Annotated in this window: 24 protein-coding genes and 1 pseudogene; 23 read left to right on the forward strand and 2 right to left on the reverse strand. The window is 45.5% G+C overall.

The features are described 5' to 3' along the window. The first annotated feature begins 53 nt into the window (after positions 1-53). Positions 54-302, forward strand: coding sequence for an AbrB/MazE/SpoVT family DNA-binding domain-containing protein (locus FGT79_RS21265; RefSeq protein WP_138754884.1), 249 nt, complete (start codon positions 54-56; stop codon positions 300-302). A gap of 403 nt (positions 303-705) precedes the next feature. Next, entirely contained in the window at positions 706-1,902 is a 1,197-nt protein-coding gene (locus FGT79_RS21270) for an aminotransferase-like domain-containing protein (protein ID WP_138754835.1), read from the forward strand. On the opposite strand, the gene FGT79_RS21275 is transcribed toward FGT79_RS21270, so the two are convergent. After that, on the reverse strand, positions 1,886-2,611 hold the full coding sequence (locus FGT79_RS21275) for a DUF2161 family putative PD-(D/E)XK-type phosphodiesterase (RefSeq protein WP_138754836.1): 726 nt from the start codon (positions 2,609-2,611) through the stop codon (positions 1,886-1,888). The two genes, FGT79_RS21270 and FGT79_RS21275, sit on opposite strands and share 17 nt — an antisense overlap. 242 nt (positions 2,612-2,853) lie before the next feature. Between FGT79_RS21275 and FGT79_RS21280 the strand changes: the two genes are divergently transcribed. From FGT79_RS21280 to FGT79_RS21305, 6 genes are all read left to right on the forward strand, one after another. After that, entirely contained in the window at positions 2,854-4,749 is a 1,896-nt protein-coding gene (locus FGT79_RS21280; protein WP_138754837.1) for a PrkA family serine protein kinase, read from the forward strand. Between the two features lie 169 nt (positions 4,750-4,918). Then, on the forward strand, positions 4,919-5,923 hold the full coding sequence (locus FGT79_RS21285; protein WP_138754838.1) for a globin-coupled sensor protein: 1,005 nt from the start codon (positions 4,919-4,921) through the stop codon (positions 5,921-5,923). A 227-nt stretch (positions 5,924-6,150) separates the two neighbouring features. Next, positions 6,151-7,608, forward strand: coding sequence for a circularly permuted type 2 ATP-grasp protein (locus tag FGT79_RS21290; RefSeq protein ID WP_138754839.1), 1,458 nt, complete (start codon positions 6,151-6,153; stop codon positions 7,606-7,608). An 18-nt stretch (positions 7,609-7,626) separates the two neighbouring features. Beyond that, positions 7,627-8,622 carry an alpha-E domain-containing protein gene (locus tag FGT79_RS21295; RefSeq protein WP_138754840.1) on the forward strand — a complete coding sequence of 332 codons (996 nt, stop codon included), beginning with the start codon at positions 7,627-7,629 and terminating at the stop codon, positions 8,620-8,622. Beyond that, the gene (locus FGT79_RS21300) at positions 8,619-9,509 is read left to right on the forward strand and encodes a transglutaminase family protein (protein ID WP_138754841.1); all 891 of its coding nucleotides are present in this window, start codon (positions 8,619-8,621) and stop codon (positions 9,507-9,509) included. Before FGT79_RS21295 ends, FGT79_RS21300 begins: the two co-directional genes overlap by 4 nt. 319 nt (positions 9,510-9,828) lie before the next feature. Beyond that, positions 9,829-10,326: a YhcN/YlaJ family sporulation lipoprotein gene (locus FGT79_RS21305; protein WP_138754842.1), complete on the forward strand. Its 498-nt coding sequence runs from the start codon at positions 9,829-9,831 to the stop codon at positions 10,324-10,326. A 59-nt stretch (positions 10,327-10,385) separates the two neighbouring features. Here the strand turns inward: FGT79_RS21305 and FGT79_RS21310 are convergent, their stop codons facing one another. Then, the gene (locus FGT79_RS21310) at positions 10,386-10,787 is read right to left on the reverse strand and encodes an Rrf2 family transcriptional regulator (protein WP_138754843.1); all 402 of its coding nucleotides are present in this window, start codon (positions 10,785-10,787) and stop codon (positions 10,386-10,388) included. 299 nt (positions 10,788-11,086) lie between these two features. Here FGT79_RS21310 and FGT79_RS21315 point away from each other — a divergent pair, with 299 nt between their 5' ends. The 15 genes and pseudogenes from FGT79_RS21315 to FGT79_RS21385 all read left to right on the forward strand — a co-directional run bounded on the left by FGT79_RS21315 (position 11,087) and on the right by FGT79_RS21385 (position 23,436). Then, positions 11,087-11,662, forward strand: a complete 576-nt coding sequence (locus tag FGT79_RS21315; protein ID WP_138754844.1) for a TetR/AcrR family transcriptional regulator — start codon at positions 11,087-11,089, stop codon at positions 11,660-11,662. Between the two features lie 535 nt (positions 11,663-12,197). Further along, the gene (locus FGT79_RS32290; RefSeq protein WP_281286001.1) at positions 12,198-12,323 is read left to right on the forward strand and encodes a hypothetical protein; all 126 of its coding nucleotides are present in this window, start codon (positions 12,198-12,200) and stop codon (positions 12,321-12,323) included. Between the two features lie 5 nt (positions 12,324-12,328). Next, on the forward strand, positions 12,329-12,718 hold the full coding sequence (locus FGT79_RS21325) for a hypothetical protein (protein WP_138754845.1): 390 nt from the start codon (positions 12,329-12,331) through the stop codon (positions 12,716-12,718). A gap of 12 nt (positions 12,719-12,730) precedes the next feature. Further along, positions 12,731-13,471 (forward strand): SDR family oxidoreductase, encoded by a 741-nt coding sequence (locus FGT79_RS21330; protein WP_138754846.1) that lies wholly within the window; start codon positions 12,731-12,733, stop codon positions 13,469-13,471. A gap of 76 nt (positions 13,472-13,547) precedes the next feature. Further along, entirely contained in the window at positions 13,548-14,249 is a 702-nt protein-coding gene (locus tag FGT79_RS21335) for an SDR family oxidoreductase (protein WP_138754847.1), read from the forward strand. Positions 14,250-14,266: 17 nt separating this feature from the next. Beyond that, a pseudogene (locus FGT79_RS21340) lies at positions 14,267-14,677 on the forward strand (DUF1349 domain-containing protein); the annotation flags it as partial. A gap of 142 nt (positions 14,678-14,819) precedes the next feature. Next, positions 14,820-15,656, forward strand: a complete 837-nt coding sequence (locus tag FGT79_RS21345) for an alpha/beta hydrolase (protein WP_138754849.1) — start codon at positions 14,820-14,822, stop codon at positions 15,654-15,656. A 278-nt stretch (positions 15,657-15,934) separates the two neighbouring features. Next, positions 15,935-17,026: an iron-siderophore ABC transporter substrate-binding protein gene (locus FGT79_RS21350; RefSeq protein ID WP_138754850.1), complete on the forward strand. Its 1,092-nt coding sequence runs from the start codon at positions 15,935-15,937 to the stop codon at positions 17,024-17,026. After that, positions 17,019-18,059, forward strand: coding sequence for a FecCD family ABC transporter permease (locus FGT79_RS21355; protein WP_138754851.1), 1,041 nt, complete (start codon positions 17,019-17,021; stop codon positions 18,057-18,059). The genes FGT79_RS21350 and FGT79_RS21355 overlap by 8 nt, the downstream gene beginning before the upstream one ends. Then, positions 18,056-19,087 carry a FecCD family ABC transporter permease gene (locus FGT79_RS21360; protein WP_138754852.1) on the forward strand — a complete coding sequence of 344 codons (1,032 nt, stop codon included), beginning with the start codon at positions 18,056-18,058 and terminating at the stop codon, positions 19,085-19,087. Before FGT79_RS21355 ends, FGT79_RS21360 begins: the two co-directional genes overlap by 4 nt. A gap of 1 nt (position 19,088) precedes the next feature. Continuing rightward, on the forward strand, positions 19,089-19,892 hold the full coding sequence (locus FGT79_RS21365) for an ABC transporter ATP-binding protein (RefSeq protein ID WP_138754853.1): 804 nt from the start codon (positions 19,089-19,091) through the stop codon (positions 19,890-19,892). Positions 19,893-20,319: 427 nt separating this feature from the next. Then, positions 20,320-20,901, forward strand: coding sequence for a DedA family protein (locus FGT79_RS21370; protein ID WP_138754854.1), 582 nt, complete (start codon positions 20,320-20,322; stop codon positions 20,899-20,901). A gap of 83 nt (positions 20,902-20,984) precedes the next feature. After that, the gene (locus FGT79_RS21375) at positions 20,985-21,563 is read left to right on the forward strand and encodes a class I SAM-dependent methyltransferase (RefSeq protein WP_425465036.1); all 579 of its coding nucleotides are present in this window, start codon (positions 20,985-20,987) and stop codon (positions 21,561-21,563) included. Between the two features lie 117 nt (positions 21,564-21,680). Then, positions 21,681-22,364 (forward strand): response regulator transcription factor, encoded by a 684-nt coding sequence (locus FGT79_RS21380; RefSeq protein ID WP_138754856.1) that lies wholly within the window; start codon positions 21,681-21,683, stop codon positions 22,362-22,364. Then, a complete protein-coding gene (locus tag FGT79_RS21385) occupies positions 22,354-23,436 on the forward strand; it encodes a sensor histidine kinase (protein WP_138754857.1) in 1,083 nt (360 codons plus the stop codon). The genes FGT79_RS21380 and FGT79_RS21385 overlap by 11 nt, the downstream gene beginning before the upstream one ends. Positions 23,437-23,457: the final 21 nt, after the last annotated feature.

Genomic DNA, 23,457 nt, shown 5'->3' on the forward strand with positions numbered 1-23,457 from the left:
GCAGAGGTTTCTCAACATGACTTGCGAAACCAGACACAGAAGAGGTGAAAGTGATGAAACCAGCAGGTGTAGTAAGAAAAGTGGACCAACTCGGACGTATTGTACTTCCAAAATCACTACGTAAACGTTATTTGATGAACGAGGGCGATCCCGTTGAAATTTTCGTCCAAGGTGACCATATCATTTTGGAGCGTTATCGCCCCAAATGTGTATTTTGTGGATCGATGATTGAAGTTCGTGATTTCAAGGATCGATATGTATGCGGCGTATGTATGGAAGAAATGGCAGTTCTGCAACGCTAATAAGCGAAGCGGACTGCTTTCTTAACGAAATGAAGCTTCCCAGTCTGAGCCGTCGGCTCAAGCGGGAAGCTTCATTTGTTGTGAAGGAAGTTGTCCTTCATAAGGATGCGCAGCCACGTCAAAATGCGGGTACAGTGGCAGACGGTTGTGATAGGCCAGTTTCAAAAACGGCTTATAGACCTGACGTTTTGTCTTCGTTGTAGGAGCTGGTAAGCATCGCTGTAATGAACAACGCAAACACAGTCATGACAATAATAAAGTTCATCTGTGGACACCTCCAAGTATATTGTCTTTATTATAACCAACCCGGGCAAAAAAGAAAACTTTAAAAGTTGTGAACACCTTGTTAACATAGATACTATAAGCGTAGTAAGCGTTTAGCATATGAGGAGGAGCAATCGTTATGAATTATCGTTTTTCATCCCGAGTATTATCGCTTAAATCGTCAGCAGTACGAGATATATTGAAGCTGACGCAAGGCAAGGATATGATTTCATTCGCAGGCGGCTTGCCAGCAGAGGAATTGTTCCCGGTTGAAGCCATCCGCGAGGCGGCCGACCGTGCATTCACGGCGGGCAAGGGAGCGCTGCAATATGGCTTAACTGAAGGCTATATGCCACTTCGCGAGCAGCTGTGCGAGCGCATGGCTGCCAAGAACATGCATGTAAACCCGGATCAAATGATATTGACAACAGGCTCGCAGCAAGCGATTGATTTGCTCGTTGGCGTGCTGACGGAGCCTGGCGACACCGTTCTGGTCGAGAAGCCTACTTATCTGGCCAGCCTGCAAGTGTTTGCCTTGCATGGCCTTAACGTGATCGCTGCGGAGAGCGATGAGGACGGAATGATACCCGAAGACGCTGAGCGGTTAATTAAAGCACATCGTCCTAAGCTGTTATATGCTGTACCTACATTTGGTAATCCTACGGGCCGAGTATGGAGTCTTGAACGAAGAAAGAAGCTGCTTGAGCTGTGCAAACAGAATGAAATGCCGATTATTGAAGATGATCCTTATGGAGATATTAAATTTGATGAGACTGAACAATTCCAGACGTTGTTCTCGCTTGAGGGTCAAGCAGAAGGCGGAGCGGTATTCTATACGAGCACTTTCTCCAAAACGGTCGCACCTGCACTTCGTTCAGGCTGGGCGATCGGGGATAGCAGCGTGATGGGAATGGTAGCGAAAGCGAAGCAGGCAGCTGATCTTCATTCAAGCGCTATCGATCAACAAATTTTGAGCCAGCTGCTTAAAGGCTTTGACCTAGATGGACATATCCGCGTTATATCCAAATCTTACGGTGAGAGGATGCTGGAGATGCACGAGCTATTGAAGCGCCAAGCGTTAAAGGATATCACTTGGGTGAAGCCTAAGGGCGGTATGTTCTTATGGCTTGAGCTGCCTGATGGCTTGGATGCAGAGGCACTTCTTCGCTGCGCGGTTCAGAAGAATGTAGCCTTTGTGCCTGGCAGCTCATTCTATGGAGACAATCCACAGCGCAATACGGCAAGGCTTAACTTTACCTATAATACAGGTGCGCGTACGCAGCTGGGAGTGGAGCGCTTTGTAGAAGCGCTTAGTGAATTTACGGCGCGGAGCTAACCTTTGCAGCCCATTCAGCGATAACTTCGCTATATTCGGCTAATGCAGCCTCGCCTTCTGGGCGAAGGCTGTATTTGCCGCGTGCAACGCGGTCGAACCAGCCGTAATAATTGTTGCGAAGGGTTTCGCCGCTGCGGCTATACCCAGTTAAAGCCGCAACTTCGCGCGGCGCAAGCGGCCCCGCCCCCTGAAGGGCATAAGCGCACCGCAGCGCCTTCTCGCGATATGCAGTAACAAGCTTGCGACGCGTGCTTCCTCCGACGTTGTAGTCGCCGCTGCGCTCTTTAAACTCCGTTAGCAGCTGAGCTTGCTTCCGTCGTCTGATCCCACGCTGCGGCGGATCTCCTGGCTGGCAGAGCAGCTCGATGACTGGCGGCTTGGTTTTGTAGAAGGTAACTGTCATCAAGCCTAAGCCAAGCATGCGGCATAGCTCTGTCAGGTCGCCGAAGCGTTGGTTATGGGCGCCGCTTTTTTTTCTATTTCGTTCTATAGCAAGCACGACATGGCTATTCAAGCGAAGACGTTCAACCCCTTGTAGCAGCAGGGCGAGGTTGAACGTTTTTTTCATTTCGACAATTATCGTTTCACCCTGTTCGGGATGGATTGCGACCAAATCACAGTGCAGCACCTCGCTTTTTACGATAAATCCGAACTGCTCATAGTACTTTTTTATAGGGATATAGAGCTCTTCCTCGCGTGCGACAGCCAATTCCACTTTCTCCTCTCGAGGTTGCTTCAATCGGTATGTATAGTTCCATTATAACAAACGAAGCCGCCGGCCTGTCGGTTTTTGATGGAAGATGGACAAAAATAGTGTGCAATTATCCAGCCGAATAAGCATAGGATTGTTATATCTCAATAAAAGTTGGCACCACAGGGTAGAGCGTCTAGAGACAAATCCCGGGCGTAGAATGATAAGTGGTATGCGGAAGCGATGGGAGGAGGCACGGTATGGACATATTCAAGCGAATATCGGAGTATCAGGCTGAGAGTGAGAAGCTTGCATGGACAGGAACATTCAAGGGATATATTGAGTTGCTGAGGAAGGACCCGTCCCCGGCCATGACTGCACATTCACGCGTTTATGAAATGATTGAATCTCACGGGGTGGAAGATGTCAGCGGCAACAAGCAGTATAAGTTTTTCGATCAAGAAATATTCGGGCTAGATCGTGCAATTGAAAAGCTGGTTGAGGAATATTTCCATTCATCGGCTCGCAGACTTGAGGTTCGCAAGCGGATTCTGCTCTTAATGGGTCCAGTCAGCGGCGGCAAGTCAACGATTGTAACGATGCTCAAAAAAGGACTCGAGCGCTTCTCCCGAACAGAGCGTGGTGCTGTGTATGCGATTAAAGGGTGCCCGATGCATGAAGATCCGCTGCATCTGATCCCCCATGAGCTTCGCATAGATATTGAGAAGGAGCTTGGCGTTCGAATAGAAGGCAATCTATGCCCATCTTGCCAAATGAGGCTGCAAACGGAATACAACGGCGATATTGAAAACGTGTTTGTCGAGCGTGTATTTATTTCAGAGGATAATCGCGTCGGCATCGGCACATTCAGCCCATCTGATCCGAAGTCACAGGATATTGCTGATCTAACCGGAAGCATCGACTTCTCGACGATTACGGAATTCGGCTCCGAGTCTGATCCGCGTGCGTACCGATTCGACGGTGAGCTTAATAAGGCGAATCGAGGGTTGATGGAATTCCAAGAGATGCTCAAATGCGATGAGAAATTTCTGTGGAACCTGCTCTCGCTGACGCAGGAGGGCAACTTCAAGGCAGGCCGCTTCGCGCTCATCAGCGCGGACGAATTAATCATTGCCCACACGAATGAATCGGAGTATAAATCGTTCATAAGCAACAAGAAAAATGAAGCACTTCACTCCAGGATGATCGTTATGCCGGTTCCCTATAACCTCAGGGTATCGGATGAAGAGAAAATTTATAAGAAGCTAATTGCACAGAGCGATATGCGTCATATCCATATTGCGCCGCATGCGCTTCGTTCAGCCGCGATCTTCTCTATTCTGACGAGGCTTAAAGAAACGAAGAAGCAGGGCATGGATTTGGTCAAAAAAATGCGAATGTACGACGGGGAGGAAGTAGAGGGCTTCAAGGAAGCCGATTTGAAGGAGATGCAGAATGAGTACTTGGAGGAAGGTATGACAGGTATTGATCCGCGCTACGTCATTAACCGGATATCCAGTGCGCTAATCAAGCAGGATACACAATGCATTAACGCGCTTGACGTATTGCGTGCTCTCAAGGAAGGGCTGGACAGTCATCCTTCTATTACGAAGGAAGAACGCGAGCGGTACTTAAATTTCATCTCGGTTGCGCGTAAGGAATACGACCTTCTTGCCAAGAAGGAAATTCAGAAAGCGTTCGTCTATTCCTATGAGGAGTCGGCGCGCACCTTGTTTGAGAATTATCTCGACAATATTGAGTCGTACTGCAACTGGGCCAAAATTAAGGATCCGCTCACGGGCGAGGAAATGGATCCAGACGAGCGGCTCATGCGTTCCATCGAGGAGCAGATCGGCGTGTCGGAAAATGCGAAAAAAGCGTTCCGTGAAGAAATATTAATACGTATATCCTCCTATTCACGGAAAGGCAAAAAATTTGACTTCACGAGCCACGAACGATTGCGCGAGGCTGTAGAGAAGAAGCTGTTCGCGGATCTGAAGGACATCGTCAAGATTACGACCTCTACCAAAACACCGGATGAAAGCCAATTGAAACGTATTAATGAAGTAACGAAACGATTAATGGACGATCATGGATACTGCCCGGTATGCTCGAATGAATTGCTGCGTTATGTAGGAAGTTTATTGAATCGCTAAGCGAATGGCCGCAGCCTCAGCCTGAGAGAAGCTGATAGACAACTGTCTATCGGCTTTTCTGTACGAAAATGAGGTTTAAAAAGAAATTATCGCGTCCATACTATTTCTTGTATGTTTTCCGATATAATAGGTGATAGTGATGGACTATACACCGAAGGAGTCGGGTTATTTGATTAAATTATCGGCAGAACGTCAAAATCAGCTAGATTACACAGGCATTACGGAGTGGGATCTTAATCATCTCGCATCGCATAGGCCTATTTTTCAAAAGATTGTCGATGAAGTTGTTGATCGGTTTTATGAAAGCGTAGGCAAGCAGCCGGATTTGGTCGCTCTTATTTCGAAATTCAGCACGATGGACCGTCTCAAGGAAACGCAGCGCTCGTATTATATGTCGCTAACTGACGGGGTAATCGATCAAGCGTATATTGATAACCGTATAACGATAGGTGCCGTTCATTCACGAATCGGCTTGACGACCGATTGGTATTTGGGCGCGTATATGACATATTTGGATATTTCCACAAATGTGATTAGTCGAGTTCTTCCAGACAGCTGGCAGGAAGTTGTGCATGCGCTTACGAAGTTATTTAATCTAGACTCGCAATTCGTGTTGGAGGCCTATAATCAGCATGAGCAGCATAGAGTTCAAGAACTTGCGGACAACCGCTCGATGATGCTGACTACTGTAACGAGTGCCGTTCAAGAGCTGGCAGCGCTTATGCTCGAATTGGACGAGGGTGCGCAATCCATTGCAGCAACTGCAATTTCGACCTCGCAATCCCAGGATAAGACGCATACATTATTAGGGGAGCTTCGCGAGGAACTGGACGGCATTAATGAGATGGGCACGTTAATTCGCGGCTTATCGGATCAAACCCATTTGCTTGGTCTTAACGCCGCAATCGAAGCGGCTAGAGCAGGTGATCATGGACGGGGGTTCGAGGTTGTTGCGAATGAAGTGCGCAAACTTGCCACCTCGTCGCGCAATGCGCTTGAAGGGATACAGTCAAAGCTTGAAGAGATTGACAAGAAGCTCTCCGCCGTACGGCATGAATCGGAGCAAACTTCGGTTGAAGCGCGCAACCAAGCGGCAAGGTCGCAGGAGCTTGCCTCATTCGTCCATATGGTCGATAAGGTCACGAAGGATCTTCAGCAATTAAACAAATCCTAGAATAATACGCAGCTTAGAAAAAGCAGGAATTCTCTCCACCGAGGGTTCCTGCTTTCGCGTTATATAAGTTGACACAATTTTCAGATTTTAGTATGATAATCCTAACATTAAGATGCAATTCGGTTATAAATGTTAAGTTTTTTGACATAAATATAACAAGATTGATCGAATGTTTACCTAGCTTGTACCAAATTGGTGCAGCGCCCATCATGAAGGAGGCGGTTGTCATGTCGACGGCCAAACAGTCGCAATCGCAATATTACGATGCTCAAACCTTTTACGATGAAATGTTCGAGAAGGACTTCTCCGTACGTGCCCACTATGACACGGTGCACAGGCTGTTCGGCAGAATGAAGCCCGCAGAGCTCGCAGTCCGGCAGAAGGCAATTAATCAAAGAATGATGGAGGAGGGCATAACGTTCACGCTTTATAGCGGTGCCCAGAATGAGCCGTTAGAGCGTACGATTCCATTCGATTATATTCCTAGGGTTATACCTAAGCATGAATGGGATGTTGTTGATCGCGGCGTCAAGCAGCGGATACAGGCTTTGAACGCATTCCTTCATGATGTCTACCATGGACAGAAAATCGTATCGGATGGCATTATTCCTCGGCGAATGATTGTTTCGAATACGTATTTTCGGCCGGAAATGGCTGGTCTACATGTTCCAGGTGGTGTATATATTACAGCATCGGGCATTGATTTGATCCGTGATGAAAAAGGCCGTTATTATGTGCTGGAGGATAATTTACGGTCGCCTTCCGGTTTTTCTTACCTGTTTAAAGGCAGAACGCTGATGAATGAGCTTTTTCATGATTTGTATTTATCTAGCTCCGTACAAAGTATCGACCGCAGCTTGAACTGCTTCTTAAGCTCGCTTCGCGCATTATCTCCAAACGGTAAACGGGATCCATTAATTGTGCTGCTGACGCCAGGCGCCTATAATTCCGCATATTACGAGCACACCTTCCTAGCACAGCAAATGGGCATTCACCTCGTTGAAGGTAGAGATCTTGTCTACAAAGACCACAAAATTTATTTGCGAGACCTGCGTGGACTCCGTCAGGTGGATGTCATTTACCGACGGATTGATGATGATTTCCTAGATCCACTTGCCTTTCAGCCTGATTCCTTTCTAGGCGTTCCCGGCCTAATGAATGCCTATCGGGCGGGAAATGTTGCCATCGCGAACGCGCCGGGTACGGGAGTAGCGGACGACAAAGCGGTATACGCCTACGTGCCGGATATGATTCGTTATTATTTGGGCGAGGAGCCTATTCTGCAGAACGTTCCGACCTATATTCTCTCTCGCAAGGAAGAACGGGAATATGTGCTTGAGCATTTGGAACAGCTTGTTGTGAAGGAAACCTCACTATCGGGAGGATATGGCATGCTGATCGGGCCAAGTGCAACGCCCAAAGAAATTCAAGCATTCGCGGAAGCAATCAAACGCGAGCCTGAGCGATATATCGCACAGACGACGATGAAGCTCTCGCGCGCACCAGTTATGGTAGAAGGCGGCATGACTCCGCGCCATATTGATTTGCGTGCTTTTGCATTAATGGGTGAGGAAACACATGTTATTCCGGGAGGCTTGACACGTGTGGCCATGACAGAAGGCTCACTCGTTGTTAATTCTTCACAAGGCGGCGGCGTCAAGGATACGTGGGTTCTTAATCGATAGAAAAATGGAGGGAATGCGATGCTGAATCGGAATGCGGAGGCATTATTTTGGATTGGCCGTTATATGGAGCGGGCTGAGAATCATGCAAGACTAATTGATGTCCACTACCATCTTCATGGTGAGGAAGCCTCATTAGAGTCAGAAGACAAGCAAGCAGGCGACACGGTGGAGCCTTATTTGAAATGGGCCAGAATTGTCGATGCCTTGGGAAGCAGAGAGGCGTATGAGCAGCAATACAACAACTATAATGAACGCGATGTGCTGTTCTATACGACGCTTGATCGCGATAATGCGAATTCGTTGGTTTCTTGCGTAAGTCATGCGAGGGGCAATCTGCGTACATTGCGCGAGAAGGTGCCGAGTGAGATGTGGGATGCAACGAACGCCTTCTATTTGTGGCTGCGCGAGAAGCAGCCTGATGATTTGCTGCGCGAGTCTCCCCATCTGTTTTTCTGCCGAATCAAGGAGTGGACGGCCTTGTTCCAAGGGGTTAGCCAATCGGTCATGCCGCGGGAGAACGAATGGCATTTCATCGAATGCGGGCGATATCTGGAACGCTCAGAGAATACGCTGCGGATCATCAAAGCGATTGGCAACGCAGCAAGCGGCGAGAGCTGGAACAGCTCAAGCGCTTATCCGTACTTGCAGGCTGTACTGCGTTCTGTGAGCGGGTATCAAGCTTTCAGGCGTTATTATGCAGATGGTATATCTGTTGAGACGATTGTGGAATTCGTCGTGCTGAATGCAGCGTTTCCGCGTTCTCTCCACTTTTCACTCCATACGCTTGATGATCATATGCGGAAAATTGAACTGCAGGATAAACAGCTGCGCACAGCACATGAGCGTGTTATTCGGCAGGTCGGTAAGGTAAAAGCTGATTTGGCATGCTTGGAGCGTGAGGATATGGTTGTTGATCGGAGCGGAGCAATCGTTGCCCACTTGCTGGATGCCAGCCAGCAGCTAGGCATGTCATTCGCCAAAACCTTTTTTCGCATGGGGGAGGCAAGCGCATGAAGCTGAGTATTTCACATGTGACGCAATACGAATATATGGAAGCCGTAACGGACAGTGTCAATGAGATTAGACTCACGCCAAGCACGAATGAGCGGCAGTCCTGCTATCAGCAGGCAATATCCATCGAGCCGAATGCGTCTTTATTTACGTACGAGGATTACTTCGGAAATCGAGTGCATGCCTTTTCTGTGAATGCGCCGCATAAAAGGCTGACTATTCGAACGAATATGACGGTCGTGACGAAGCAGGCGCCAAGCTCGGAGGAGAGAGCCCAATACTTAAGCAAACGATCACCAGAGCAAGCGTGGAGCTGGCTCCGGACAGAAGATGCAGCCAATCGATTTACGGAGTTTCTGCTTACGACAGAGTATACGGCTGCGACGATCGAGGTTGAGCAGTTCGCGAGCGAGATAACAGATACCGATGAGTTTGGCTCCTCCAGCGTGCTCGATTGGTTGAACGCATTGTCTACCAAGATAAGAACGGAATTTATTTATGATCCTGAAGCTACGGATGTCAAAACGAAAACCTCAGATATGTTTATTAGCAAACGGGGGGTTTGCCAAGACTTTGCGCATTTGATGATTGCAAGCTGCAGGGCTTATAACATTCCTTCGCGTTATGTGAGCGGCTATCACTTCGTGGGCGATTTGCAGGGCGGGAGTGCAGATTTCGAGCAGGCTTCGCATGCGTGGGTTGAAGCCTTCGTTCCTGGACTTGGCTGGTGCAGCTTTGATCCGACGAACGTTGACCCGGTTGGCGAGCGTTATGTGAAGCTTGGTCATGGACGGGACTATAAGGATATCGTACCGGTTAAGGGTGTTTATAGAGGCACGGGCGAGCAAGTGCTGCATGTGTCGGTTGATGTAAGAAATGTTGAGGATTAACAGATGAGAAAACATCGATAAAAAGAACAGTTAGCCGCCTAGTTCTGCTGCGGTCAACTGTTCTTTTTTGAAATATAGGAAAGCATTTCTTAGGCTATGCACTCTCTATGTTCCTCGGAATGAAACGTGTCGAGCCGCCAAGAGACGGAGCGTTGTACCTTGACGCATAGGAAAGTATAAGGTTCTGCTCATCCTTTCTCTATACGTTTCGCAGAAACGATGGCGTTTATAGTAAGGACGCCGTCAGATGTTTCTTCTTATATGTATGATTTGCCGCCAATAGCAAACCTTATAAGTAATAAGCAGGAGGTGCTTTGGCATGTCAAACTGGTTCAAGCCGGCAACATTATCTTTATTTACGATTGCGATCTGCTGCTCACTGACAGCATGCGGACAACATGGCAGTATGAAACAAATGGATATTCAAGCAGGAAATGAAATGAAGCAATTGGATACGAGGCTTATGCGCAGCCAAGATATGGGAACTGCACAAAGTGCCAAGCAGCTGGAGAATCGGGCGGATGGCGTTACAGGTGTGGATAAAGTGCAAGTTGTATTACTGAAGAAGGATGCCTTCGTTGCTCTAACTGTTAATGATCGTGGGAAGAGATTTATTATCGAGAAGCAGGTATATGCAGCCTTGAAAGGTCAATATCCCGCATATGAAATTTACGTCACGTCAGACGAGGGCTTGCGTAAGCGGATTAGTGCTCTGCACGCTCTGAAGTTGAAAGGGGCTCCTGAGCAGCATTTGACGAGGGATGCAGCTGTTATTATCCGTGATATTAATGCTGAAATATCCCCTCCTATACGTTAAAGAAGCTTCTGCATGGGCAGGATTAGTCGGAAATGTGGGAAGTAGAAAAAAGATCATATTCAGAATATGATCTTTTTTCTTTGGACTAGCTCAGCCATAGTCTGATTTCTCAAATGCTGTTCCATCTGGGCTTCTGCTGCGAGAACGACTTGTTGAATAGCGCATTGCGGCCCGTGATCTAAGCTGCAATCGAATAAGGAGGCTGCTCCTTCAATAGCGTGAATAATGTCAAGGAACGAGATATTTTCCCAATTTCGTTTTAATCGATAGCCGCCATTGGCACCGGAAGCCGATTCAATCATTCCAGCCTTGACCAGTTTCGTTAGTATTTTGGATAGATAGGTGGGAGATAGGTTTTGCTGCTCTGCCAGCTGCTGCACGCCAACTGGTTTACTCTGTCCGGCTGCAACAAGGAAGAGCATTGTATGCAGAGCGTAATTTGTAGCCTTTGAGTACTTCATGTTTAACCACCTGCCTTAATAAAAGCTTTTAATGATCTATAATAGCTTTTACAAGCAGGCATCGTCAAGCTTGATCCATGTCGCCTCGAAGTTTCACAAATTTCATTTTGAGCGTTCACGGTTGCTGCTCGACGAACCGACGTCCTTCCTCGACATTGCCCATCATTGGTCTGCCTTGCAAAATTATTGCTGATCTGATTTCTCATACCCACTCGTTATCCCACTGGGAAGAGCGCGTTAGTCGTTTTATTTACTGATCGTTCCCGATATGATACATTAATTTGTAGGGGGGAATTAAAATGGCTAGAAGTAAAGAATTTGAAGTGAACGAAGTATTGGATAAAGCGATGAAGCTCTTCTGGGAGCAAGGTTACGAGAAGACATCGATGAGTGACCTAGTTGACCATATGGGAATTCATCGCAGAAGTATATATGATACATTTGACGATAAACATTCACTGTATCTGCAGGCTATGGATCGATATTGCGGCAAGGTTAACGTTACATTACTGGGAGAAGTCAAAGCTTCAAATACTGCAGCGGAGGCACTGCATAAAGTTTTCGATTTTATGATCAACGAAACGGAGGACATGCCGTCTGGCTGCTTAATCGTGAATTCAGCGGTGGAGCTTGCCGCACGTGATACTGTTGTAGATGCAAGGTCTATTGAATCGTTCTCAGTAGCAGAGCAGATGTTCGAGCAGATTATTGTCTGGGGCCAGCGTGATGGCGAAATCTCATCTGAGCATAATGCCAAGGAAATGGCAGAGTACTTGCATAATATATCAGTTGGAATAAGAGCAATGGCAAGAACCTCAATTGACAAACAAAAATTATATCGGATTGTGAAGGTGTCGCTAAAACTTTTGGAGTAGTGATTTAAGAAGTTTTCCCAGTATATCGGCATTGCAGATGAGGGCGCTCAAATTAGGAGGTTGATTTGAAGCGTTCTAATATTTGTCGCAAAAAAATTAGCAATGTTTTTCTTTACTGATCGTTCCCGATATGTTACATTAGTTGCGGGAGGAAATATAATCGGTAGGGTATCAATGAAATTGTTGCATAAGCATCGTTTTTTTTTACTTTATTTAGAACGATCATTCCTGATAAGTGGGGTTGTTACTTGCAAAAGGTAATCCTCCTAATTAATAAAATTTCAATGTAGCTAATCATGATTCTTTCACAAACTAATCATGATTAATTGAGGTGGATGTAAGTTGAATAAAACGGCACTTATTACTGGTGCATCCGGTGGATTGGAAAAGAGCTGGCTGATCGTTTTGCCAAAGATGGACACAACATGGTTCTCATAGCAAGAAATGAGTCTAAGCTTGTTGAGCTGGAAAAAGAATACTAAAAAAATACGGTGTTCAAACCAAGGTGTTCGCGAAGGATGTTTCGATACCTGGCGTGGCAGAAGAAATTTATGCGGAGCTAAAAAAGGATGGAATCGCCGTCGATTATCTGGTCAATAACGCGGGCTTTGGCTTGTATGGCTCGTTTTTGGAAACAGATTTGCAACAAGAATGGAGGTAAATGAATTGCTTTATTACGAATCTCCCGAGGCTCTAGTCTCTTGGAACGAAGAGATAAAAACCGTTGTTTTAGAATGGAAACGGTTCGCAACACGTGATAAATACCAGGTTCCATTAAACAAAAGTTTAGAGTTATTGATTGCAAAAAAATCTTCCAAGGCAATCGCAAATACTTTGAAATTCTCAGCCATAACAGGTGCGGATCAGCAATGGTTCTCTGATGTATGGTTTCCAAAGGCAGAAGAAGCGGGGCTGAAATATCTGGCTTTAATTACACCAGAAAAGGCAGTAGCTAGATCTATTTTAAAAAAGTTAGATTCTACACTTACAGGAAGCTACGCCACTAAAAGTTTCGATTCTCTGGAAGAATCTGTCGACTGGTTAGTGATGAAATAAGGAGGATTTATAATGAAATTATCAGGAAATACAATTTTTATTACAGGCGGCGGTTCGGGAATTGGACGGGGTTTAGCAGAGGCATTACACAAACTTGGAAATAAGGTAATTATTTCAGGACGGAGTAAAGAGCGCCTGGAGGATACCATCCGAGCAAATCCCGGGATGGCAGCAGTAGTGCTGAATATACAGGACCCTGCAAGTATAAATGCCGTCGCCCAGCAATTAATTAAACAATATCCAGATCTTAATGTGTTGTTTAATAACGCTGGTATTTATACCCCCGAAGACCCGTCGGGGTTGGTAGACGAAGATATATTGGTCCAGACAGTTACTACAAACTTACTGGGTCCGATCCGTATGACGGCTGCACTACAGGGTCATTTGAAATCCAAAGAAGATGCTTATATTATTAATACTACTTCGATACTCGGTTTCGTACCAGTGGCACAGGGGGCTGTATATTCAGCGACGAAAGCAGGGCTTCATTCCTATACACTGACACAACGCTACATGTTGAAAGACACCTCAGTGAAAGTGCTGGAAATTGCACCGCCGTTGGTTCAGACGCAAATGATCAATTACGATCCGAATGCAATGCCACTTGCAGCCTTCATTGAAGAAACAATGAATGTACTTGGTACAGATACGGATGAGGTTTTGGTCGAGTCAGCAAAAATGTATCGTAATAATCCGGGCCCGAACGAGAGTGTTCTTGTAAATCATGTTAACGATATGATGTCTGGTCAATGATTCATAATCATAATAGGCACGTTTTAGATGTAATAATTTAAGAACGATAATTCTAAAAACCAAGGGAGTAATTAAAATGGATATTTCTAAACAAGTTGCAATAATCAGTGGTTCTAATCGAGGTTTAGGCAAGGAATTGGCTCTTGAGCTTCTAGCTAGGGGAGCTAAAGTGTACGCTGGTGCAAGAAACCCCGAATCCATTAATTTGCCTGGTGCTATTCCACTTCAGCTTGATATTACAGATCCGAAATCCGTTATGGCGGCGGTTGAAGTTGCTAAGGATGCGACCCTTCTGATCAATAATGCAGGTACAGCTACGGGCGCTTCTCTTCTCTCAGGTGATCTAGAAGATATTCATTTGGAGTTCGATACTCATGTTTTCGGTACACTTTCTATGATTCGCGGTTTCGCGCCTGTTATTGAAAAAAATGGAGGAGGCTCAATACTAAATATCCTGTCGGCCTTATCTTGGTTCAGTATCGGTGACTCAGGTGCTTATTCCGCTGCAAAATCCGCTCAATGGGGAATAACAAATGCATTACGCTTAGAATTAGCTCCCAAAAATATTAAGCTTGCTGGATTGCATGTTGCGTTCATGGATACAGATATGACAGCAGGCATCCAAGCTCCTAAGTCTTCCCCGAAGGATATCGCCAAAATCGCTATCGATGGAATCGAATCGAAACTCTACGAGATTGTAGCTGATGATACAAGCAGGAATGTACAGCAGGGTCTCGCTGGAGGAGTGCTTGCCTTGTATCCGCAATTGTTCCAATAAAATTTACGGGCATTCTTATGGCTAGGAGGAGTGAAACATGCGTATCCGCCGTAGAGAACGACGGAAAGCTAATCGTTGAGGCCAGTAAAGGCAGTGACTACTGGGAAAAAACGTTGTATGATTTTGTGCATAGCAACGGCCATGCCCTGCTCGCAGATTGGAAGGATGAGTATGCAATGGAGGTATCCTTCAAGCTCGATTCCTTCACTGAGCTGTACGATCAGGCGGGAATTATGCTGTTGAAAGGTTCCGACCAGTGGATTAAAGCGGGTATTGAAATGAATGATGGTATTCCACATTTGGCAGTTGTTGTCACGGATCAATTCTCAGATTGGTCACTCGCTCCTGTACAGGAATGGGTAGGAGAGGAAGTGACAATTCGTACATCCCGTAAAAAGGATGCGGTCATTATTCGAGCAAGGACGGAGATTATAACGCCTTTAACCTCTAGAAGAACGAATTAGCTTTTCATTTTAGAATCTGATTTAGAGACTTCCGTATTATTTTGTATTGATTTCTGCTGGACAGCACGTTACGATTCTAGTAAACAAATGACTAGGAGAGTCAATTATGACGAATCATACGGCGTTGCCGTGGAGTGAAGTTCTGTCTGACGATAAGATGCATACCATTACCGGTGATGTAAGGATAATCGAAGCGTTCCCGATTCCGCAGCTGCAGACGGAGCGTAGAGTGTGGATTTACTTGCCAAGAGGCTATAACGAAGGAACTCGCCATTATCCCGTCCTCTATATGCATGATGGGCAAAATGTGTTTAATCAAGCGACCTCTTGGGGAAGTGAGTGGGGCGTTGATGAGACGCTCGAGCAAGCAGGGATTAATGAACCAGCGCTCGAGGTTATCGTGGTTGCCATTGATCATGGAGGCGACCAGCGCAACAATGAGTATAATTTCACGATAAATGCGGAGTATGGTTTCGGAGGTAAAGGCGATGCGTACGTCTCGTTCCTCGCGGAAACGCTCAAGCCATACATCGACAGTAGCTACCGGACGCTTCCTGAAGCGGAGAATACCATAATTGGCGGCAGCTCGTTTGGTGCGTATATTTCGCTTTATGCCGCTATTCGCTACCCAAATCTGTTTGGCCGAGTGAGCGGCATTTCATTTGTGATGTGGCATGACAATGGCGCGATCAATCAACTTATTCAGCAGTCGGTTTTGTCTCCTGCGCTGCGAATATATTTGAGCATTGGAGAACTCGAGACCGAAAAGGCCGATTTCAATAAGCTTGCCTATGAACATGTTGCGTTGGTTCGACAAACGCTTATTGCAGCTGGGGTAACGGAGGATCGAATTCGATTCGACGTCATTCCGGATGGAACTCATCACGAATCCACATGGGGGCCGTTGTTTATAGAGGCTCACCGTTGGCTGCTCCAGCAATGATGCTGCGCTTTACTCGTACAATGGAGGACGCAATCGAAGCGAGACCTCACCTCCCGACCGTAAAAAAGCCGCAAATCCAATGGATTTGCGGCTTTTTTACGGTCGGGGAAATAGAAATGCAAGAAAATTTTGTATAAAGTAAGGAATAGCTCATATTTTATTCCCTAATCTCCAATGAATCTAGTTTAGTATATTGACAGAGATGAACCTAGGTTATATAATTCTCGAGAGATTGATAATCATTATCAATAAAATTTATGAATAAGGACGGGTCTAAAATGAAAACTAGAAAGAAATTAACAATGTCAACACTGCTATCCTCACTTGCGCTTGTGATCTTACTTGCTGGCTGTGGAGCTAACAACAGCAATGGAAATACGAATACCACTGCATCACCTACTGCCTCCCCGAGTGCGAGCAATGAAGCGAGTGAAGCACCGGCTTCGGAAGCATCCACAACTCAATATCCGCTTACAATTAAGCATGCGCTGGGCGAAACGGTTATTGAAGCGAAACCAGAACGCGTCGCGACCATATCGTGGGCGAACCATGATATTGCTCTTGCCCTTGGCGTAGTGCCAGTCGGCTTCTCCGAAGCTAACTATGGTGTTCAAGATGGTTCTAGACTATTGCCATGGACGAAGAAGAAGCTCGAAGAGCTCGGCGTGACGGAGCCTAATTTATTTAAGGATACAGACGGTCTTGACTTTGAGGCAATTTCTGATGCTAGTCCTGACGTTATTCTAGCTGCATACTCCGGTATTACTCAGGAAGAATACAATACATTGTCCAAGATTGCACCGGTCGTCGCTTATCAAACTGCCCCATGGGTAGCCAGCTGGCGCGAGCAGGTTCTGAATGATTCCATTGGTATGGGCATGCAGGCGGAAGGTGAACAACTTGTCAAGGATACCGAGAACCTGATCAAGGAGAAGGTTGCCGCTTATCCGGAACTTCAAGGCAAAAAGGCCGCATTTGCATTTATCAGCCCTACCGATCTGTCGCAGCTCTCGATTTATGCCCCAGGAGATCCTCGTGGCGACTTCTTGATCGAGCTAGGCATGCCATTCCCAGCTGGACTAGCAAGTCTGGTTACGGATAGCTTCTATTTACAGCTAAGCGCAGAGAACGCTGATGCGCTTAATGATACAGACATCATCATTGCTTATGGAAATGCCGAGCTGCTTAGTAAGCTACAAGCAGATCCTCTGCTTAGCAAAGTTCCGGCGATCGCACGAGGCTCCGTCGTATTAATTGAGGACAACACACCGCTTGCGGCTGCGGGCAACCCAAATCCGCTATCGATTGCATACACACTCGATGAATATTTGGGTTTGATCGGAGAAGCCGCGAAGAAAATCAATGAGTAAATCTTTGTCTCTTAACGAAAAGCCATATGGATCGCCCACGCCGAAGCATTTCACGATCGTGTTGATTCTCTGCCTGCTTGCTCTCGGCTTATGTGTTCTCGCATCGCTGGCATTCGGTTCACGAATCATTGGATTTAAAGAATTGATGGACGTGTTGTTTAACACGTCCGCGGATTCTTATGATTCCGATGTCATTAAACAGAGAATGACCCGCACTGTATTTAGTCTCCTATGCGGAGGTGCACTCGGAATCGCGGGTGCATTGATGCAAGCTGTCACCCGCAATCCGATTGCCGATCCGAGCATTCTCGGAGTGAACACAGGCGCATCCTTGTTTGTTGTTGGCGGAATCGCATTCTTTAACATTGGAACAGCGAACGAGTTTATTCTAATGGCTTGCATAGGAGCAGCGATTACCGCAGTATTCGTGCTAGGTGTCGGCTCACTCGGACGAGGAGGACCAACACCTATTAAGCTGGTGTTGGCAGGGGCGGCAACGAGTGCAGCCCTATCTTCGCTTGTGAGTGCTATTATGATTCCACGCTCTAACGTCTTGGATCAAGTCCGTCGTTGGCAGGTAGGAAGCGTAGGGGGATCTAGCTGGAGCGATATCGCAACCTTCTCCCCTTTTCTTCTAATTGCTATTCTAATCGCCTTTCTGACTGCCCCCGCATTGAATGCGTTGGCGCTTGGGGACGAGACGGCGACGGGCTTAGGCGTTCGGACGGGTGTTCTTCGGTTAATTGCGTCGTTCGCTGCTGTTGTGTTGTGTGGTACAATAACCGCACTTGCAGGACCAATCGGCTTCGTAGGACTATTGGCGACTCATCTCATTCGGTTAATGATCGGGCCTGACCAGCGTTACCTCATTCCGATGTCGGCGCTGGCAGGCGCAATCGTATTAACGGTATCAGACGTCATAGGACGAATCCTCGGAAGACCCGGGGAACTTGAGGTGGCTGTCGTCACCGCCTTCGTAGGCGCACCGATCCTAATTCTATTAGCCATGAAATCGAAAGTGCGAACCTTATGATGAATACTACGATAAATACCATTATGTCGGGCAGACGTAAGAGACGGCGTAGATATGTACTGATTACGACCATTCTTTCCATTATTTCTTTGGTGCTTTGCGGCCTAATGCTCTATTTGGGCAACACCATTTATACAGTAGAACAGATTGTCCGAGTTCTGACGGGAGAGCAGATTAAAGGGGCATCGTTTGCCATTGAAACGATTCGACTGCCAAGAATGCTGGCAGGACTGTTCGCTGGTTTCGCCTTCGGACTAGCCGGGAGTGTCTTCCAGACCATGCTTCGCAACCCGCTCGCGAACCCGAACGTTTTGGGCATTACTTCCGGTTCCAGTGTGGCGGCTGTCTTTTGTATCGTGATTCTCCATTCGAACGAATTCGTGATCTTCATTGCCTCCGTCATTGCTGGATTGGCTACGGTCACTGTTCTATATTTGTTATCGATAAGAAAATCCTTTTCACTCGGGCGATTGATTCTAATTGGTATTGGTCTCGATGCCATGCTCGGATCTGTGATTGCATATCTGCTGCGAATTAGCTCTGAGTATGATATTAGCAAGGCCTATCGTTGGCTAAGCGGTAGTCTCAACGGTGCACAGATGGAGGAGCTTCCGCCGCTTATCATCACGGTGGTTCTATGCACGCCTATCATTATTTTGCTAGGTAAGCATCTGAGCATGCTTGAGTTAGGCGAACAAGCCGCCACTTCACTGGGTGTCCATACGGACAAAACTCGAATTGCGTTAATTCTTGGCACCGTCTGCATGATTGCGGTCGCTACTGCTACAACAGGACCAATCGCTTTTGTGGCCTTTCTGGCAGGACCGATCGCGAGTAGATTGGTCGGTATAGGCTACTCCACAGCAGTTCCTGGTGGTCTTGTCGGTGTCATCTTGGTTCTGGCCTCAGATTTAATCGGGCAATTTGCCTTTGAGACTAAATTCCCCGTGGGTGTTATTACCGGAATTCTCGGAGCGCCATATTTGATCTATCTGCTCATCCGAATGAATCGAAAGGGAGATTTCTAACATGAAGCCGAAGCATCAGTTCCAGGCAGAACATGTAGTCTCGGGCTACGAACATAGAAGAGTTGTTCATGGAGTAAGCCTCTCCATTCCAAGCAATCGGATAAGCGTCATTATCGGAGCTAACGCCTGCGGAAAGTCCACTTTGCTCAAGACTATGGCAAGACTGCTTAAGCCGGAATCGGGCCGCATTACGCTAGATGGCAAGTCGACTGATCAATATCCGCCGAAGCAGTTAGCGAGAATTGTCGGGCTGCTTCCGCAATCCCCCATCGTGCCAGAAGGAATCAGTGTAGCCGATCTAATCGGTCGCGGCCGATTCCCTCATCAAACCTGGCTCGGCGGATGGACCAAGAAGGATTATGAGGCCGTTGCAGAAGCAATGGAAATTATGAAAATAACGGAACTGGCCAATCATAACATTGATGAGCTGTCGGGCGGTCAACGCCAGCGCGTATGGATCGCTATGGCGTTGGCACAGCAGACCGACATTTTGTTTCTTGACGAACCAACGACATTCCTGGATATTACTTATCAAGTTGAGATTTTGGATTTGCTCACAGATCTGAACCGAAAGCACGGAACGACGATTGTTATGGTTCTTCACGATATTAACTTATCTGCTCGCTATGCCGACTATATTTTTGCGCTCCGTGAAGGTACGCTGATAGCGGAAGGTGAGCCGTCCAAGGTCATCTCAAGCGATTTGATCAAGGATGTTTTTGGACTCGAATGTACGGTAATCAGCGATCCTGTATCCGGTTCTCCGCTAATCGTACCGATTGGACGACATCATGTAAATGTTTAACCCACGCCGCCGAAGTGATTCGGCGGTTTTTTGTCGCGTCAGCATTTTCCAGTAATGCGAGTAGAGGGAGGAAATGAGTTGTCCTTCTTCCCATCACAGCTGAACACGATCTGCTTATCTTCGACGAACGCCTCCAGATGTATGCTCTCCCCAATAGCTAAACGACATAGGGGAAGCACACGCTCCATGTATTTCAAAGCGAGCTCCATACCCTCGTATCATGAATGAGAAACAACTCCCTATAGTATTGGAATCGCTATCCTTCACCTTAAGACTAGTAGAGCCACTGTTAATAGTCTCTTTAGTTTGCGTAAATTTCTGGTTCGATGAATTTGTAATCCTTCAGAATTTCTTTAGAAATATCCCCATAAGCTCCTAAGTTTTTTATATTAAAATAGCCTTACTGAAGTTCATAGGGGGATAAAACATGATCAGCGACACTCTCATTCAATTAATTAATCAATATGGATATCTAGTTTTTTTTCTAGCACTCTGCCTCGGTCCATTTGGCATTCCCATTCCTAATGAGATTTTGATTCTCAGCGGAAGTATGTGGAGTATTAATGGCGCTCTAAATCCGTGGATTGTATATTTCGCGATCCTCTCTGGGTTACTTACAGCAATCACTTTGGGATATTTCTCAGGCAAATTTCTTGGGGGTAAATTCAGAATGAAATTTCATAAAAACCATTATTTCCAGAAAGCAGAGGCTCTTTTTCAACGAAACGGAAATAGGGCAATGTGCCTTGGAATCTTATTTCCAGTTATTCGGTATATGATGCCCATCATCGTTGGTTTTAGTGGTGTCCCATACAGGAAGTTTGCTTTAATCACCTATTCCAGCGCGATGGTTTGGTCCGCAACGATTTTTGCGCTTGGAAGCTTCCTTGGAGATTATATTTTAAAGTTGCTGGCGTTAATCGACCTTAAATGGATTGCAATTGCTATTGTCGGTGCCGCATTTGTTGTTGTCACAATCAAACTGAAGGCAAAGCTTATCCCTAGCTGATCTTAACGGTATAAACCAGCCAGAATAAGAAGAAAATATAGGATGAAAATGAGGGATAAGTAGTGATATCCAATCAACAGCTCATGTTTTTACGAAAGTTTATTCAAAATCCAAAGCAAATTGGGAGTATTATCCCTAGCTCTAGATTTTTAGCGAGAAAAATGATACAAGCTGTGTCATGGAGAGAAGTACATGCAATTGCTGAGCTTGGTTCGGGAACAGGAGCTATCACTCGTTTTATTCAGCCACAAATCGATAACGCTAGTAAAGTGTTCCTGTTTGAGCTGGATGACATAATGAGGAGGAACTTGAAAGAAAGCTACCCCCAGTTTATTTGCCATTCAAATGCTTGTAATATGAATAGCATCATGAATCAGCATGGAATTGATCAATTGGATTGCATTATTAGCGGATTACCCTTCTTCACTTTTGAAAATGAAGTAAGAGAAACATTATTGCACCAAATTACCAATGCATTAAAACCAGGAGGTTATTTGGTAGCTTTTCAATATTCACTTCAAATGAAAAAGCATTTATTAGATCATTTTGTTATTGAAAAAATAGATTTAGTGCCATTCAATATTCCGCCAGCCTTTGTTTATGTTTGCCGCAAAAGGGATGATGGCGAGATGGATAATCGGCGGAGTCGTTCAATTGTGTAGTGCCTTTCGAATCGCATTGTAGTTAATGAAGTGTTGTTGTCGAGATTAGTGCTAGAATAGAAGGTGGCATCAACTTGTTGCATGCCATGATCCCCATACAAATAAGGAGCAGAGATAATGATTACTGTTCTTGTCGTTGATGACGATTCAGAAATCCGTGATGTCATACATGTTTATTTACGCAACGAAGGGTACCAAGTACTAGAGGCTATTGATGGTTTAGAGGCTTTAGAGGTTTTACAGTCAAATTCCGTCCACCTCATTATTCTAGATGTAATGATGCCGCGAATGGATGGGATTCGGGCTTGCTTAAAAATCAGGGAGCTATACACAGTTCCCATTATTATGCTTTCGGCAAAAGAAGGAGATCTGGATAAAATTACAGGTCTTACGACTGGTGCCGACGATTATGTTACGAAACCGTTTAATCCGCTAGAGTTGCTGGCTAGAGTTAAAGCTCAGCTGCGGCGGCAATTATTGAATGAGAAAGAAACGAACGGCACCCAAGTTCACATACAAGACCTTGTAATCGACAAAGAAAAACATGTCGTAACAGTGAAAGGGAAAGAGATTTCGTTGACACCGCGTGAGTTTTCTATCTTGGAGCTGCTTTCGAGCTATCCTGGGAAAGTCTTCAGCGCACAAAAAATTTACGAGAATGTATGGGATGAACCTTTCGGGTATTCAGATAATACGGTCATGGTACATATTCGCAATTTGCGAGAAAAGATTGAGGATATCCCCCGTGAACCACGATATATTAAAACCGTTTGGGGGGTAGGATACAAAATTGAAAATTAAGTTGCTCCATTTCAAAAATGCTAGAAAAAGCATTCGTTTTTCATTTTTTTCGGCTTTCATTTTCAGTTTTGTATTTGGATGTTTAAGTTTTATAGGTGTAAACTATGGTGCCTTTTTGCTTGTTAATGAATATCAAGAGGGTCAATATTTATTTAATCTGGCTCCAGTTACTTTTGTTATCACCTTCATTTTTTCGTTCTATTCACTGACCCGCCGTATAATTAAATACATTGTTGATTTGGCAGACGGGCTTCAAACCATCGCAGAGGGAAATTTGCACTATCGAGTTCCCGTCATCCGAAAAGATGAGCTTGGCCGGGTTGCGACTAACATTAATTTAATGACGGAGCAGCTGCAGCAGCAAATCGAAAAGGAACGCAAACTTGAAAGTTCCAAAATGGAACTGATCACAGGTGTTTCCCACGATTTACGTACCCCACTTACGAGTATTATTGGTTACTTAGAATTGTTAAAAAGCGAATCCTTTCAAAACAAAGATGAATATAAACGGTTCTTACAAAACACCTACAACAAAGCCCTTCATTTAAAAAAGCTAATCAATCATTTATTTGAGTATACCCGCCTCATAAGTGCTGACATCCAATTAGAATTGAAACAGATTGATGTTCAGCAGCTTCTGGAGCAAATGCTGTTTGAATTTGAGCCGCTTGCTCAAGAAAACGGCATTCATGTCATTAGAAAAACAGGCCACTCCCCTGTTATGGCATTTCTGGATAGTGGTAAGATCGCTCGGGCAATCGATAATTTGTTGATGAATGCACTTAACTATTCCATTAAACCGGGAAAGATTGAAGTATTATTGCGGTCCGATCAGGATCGTATTTACATTGATATTGAAAATAAAAGCCATCCTATTACAAAAGAACAGGAAGAAAAAATATTTGATCGTTTTTATAAGGTTGATGATTCACGGAATAACGATGGCATTCAGAAAGGGAGTGGATTAGGGCTCGCTATATCTAGAAATATTATTAATCTTCATGGGGGAACTTTAACTTTGACACATGAGAATGGTATTTTTATTTTCACAATAGCTATAAATAAGGGTTGATATTACGGTTTGAGTTAAAAG

This window comes from Paenibacillus sinopodophylli (assembly GCF_005930355.1).
Taxonomy (GTDB): Bacteria; Bacillota; Bacilli; order Paenibacillales; family Paenibacillaceae; genus Pristimantibacillus; species Pristimantibacillus sinopodophylli.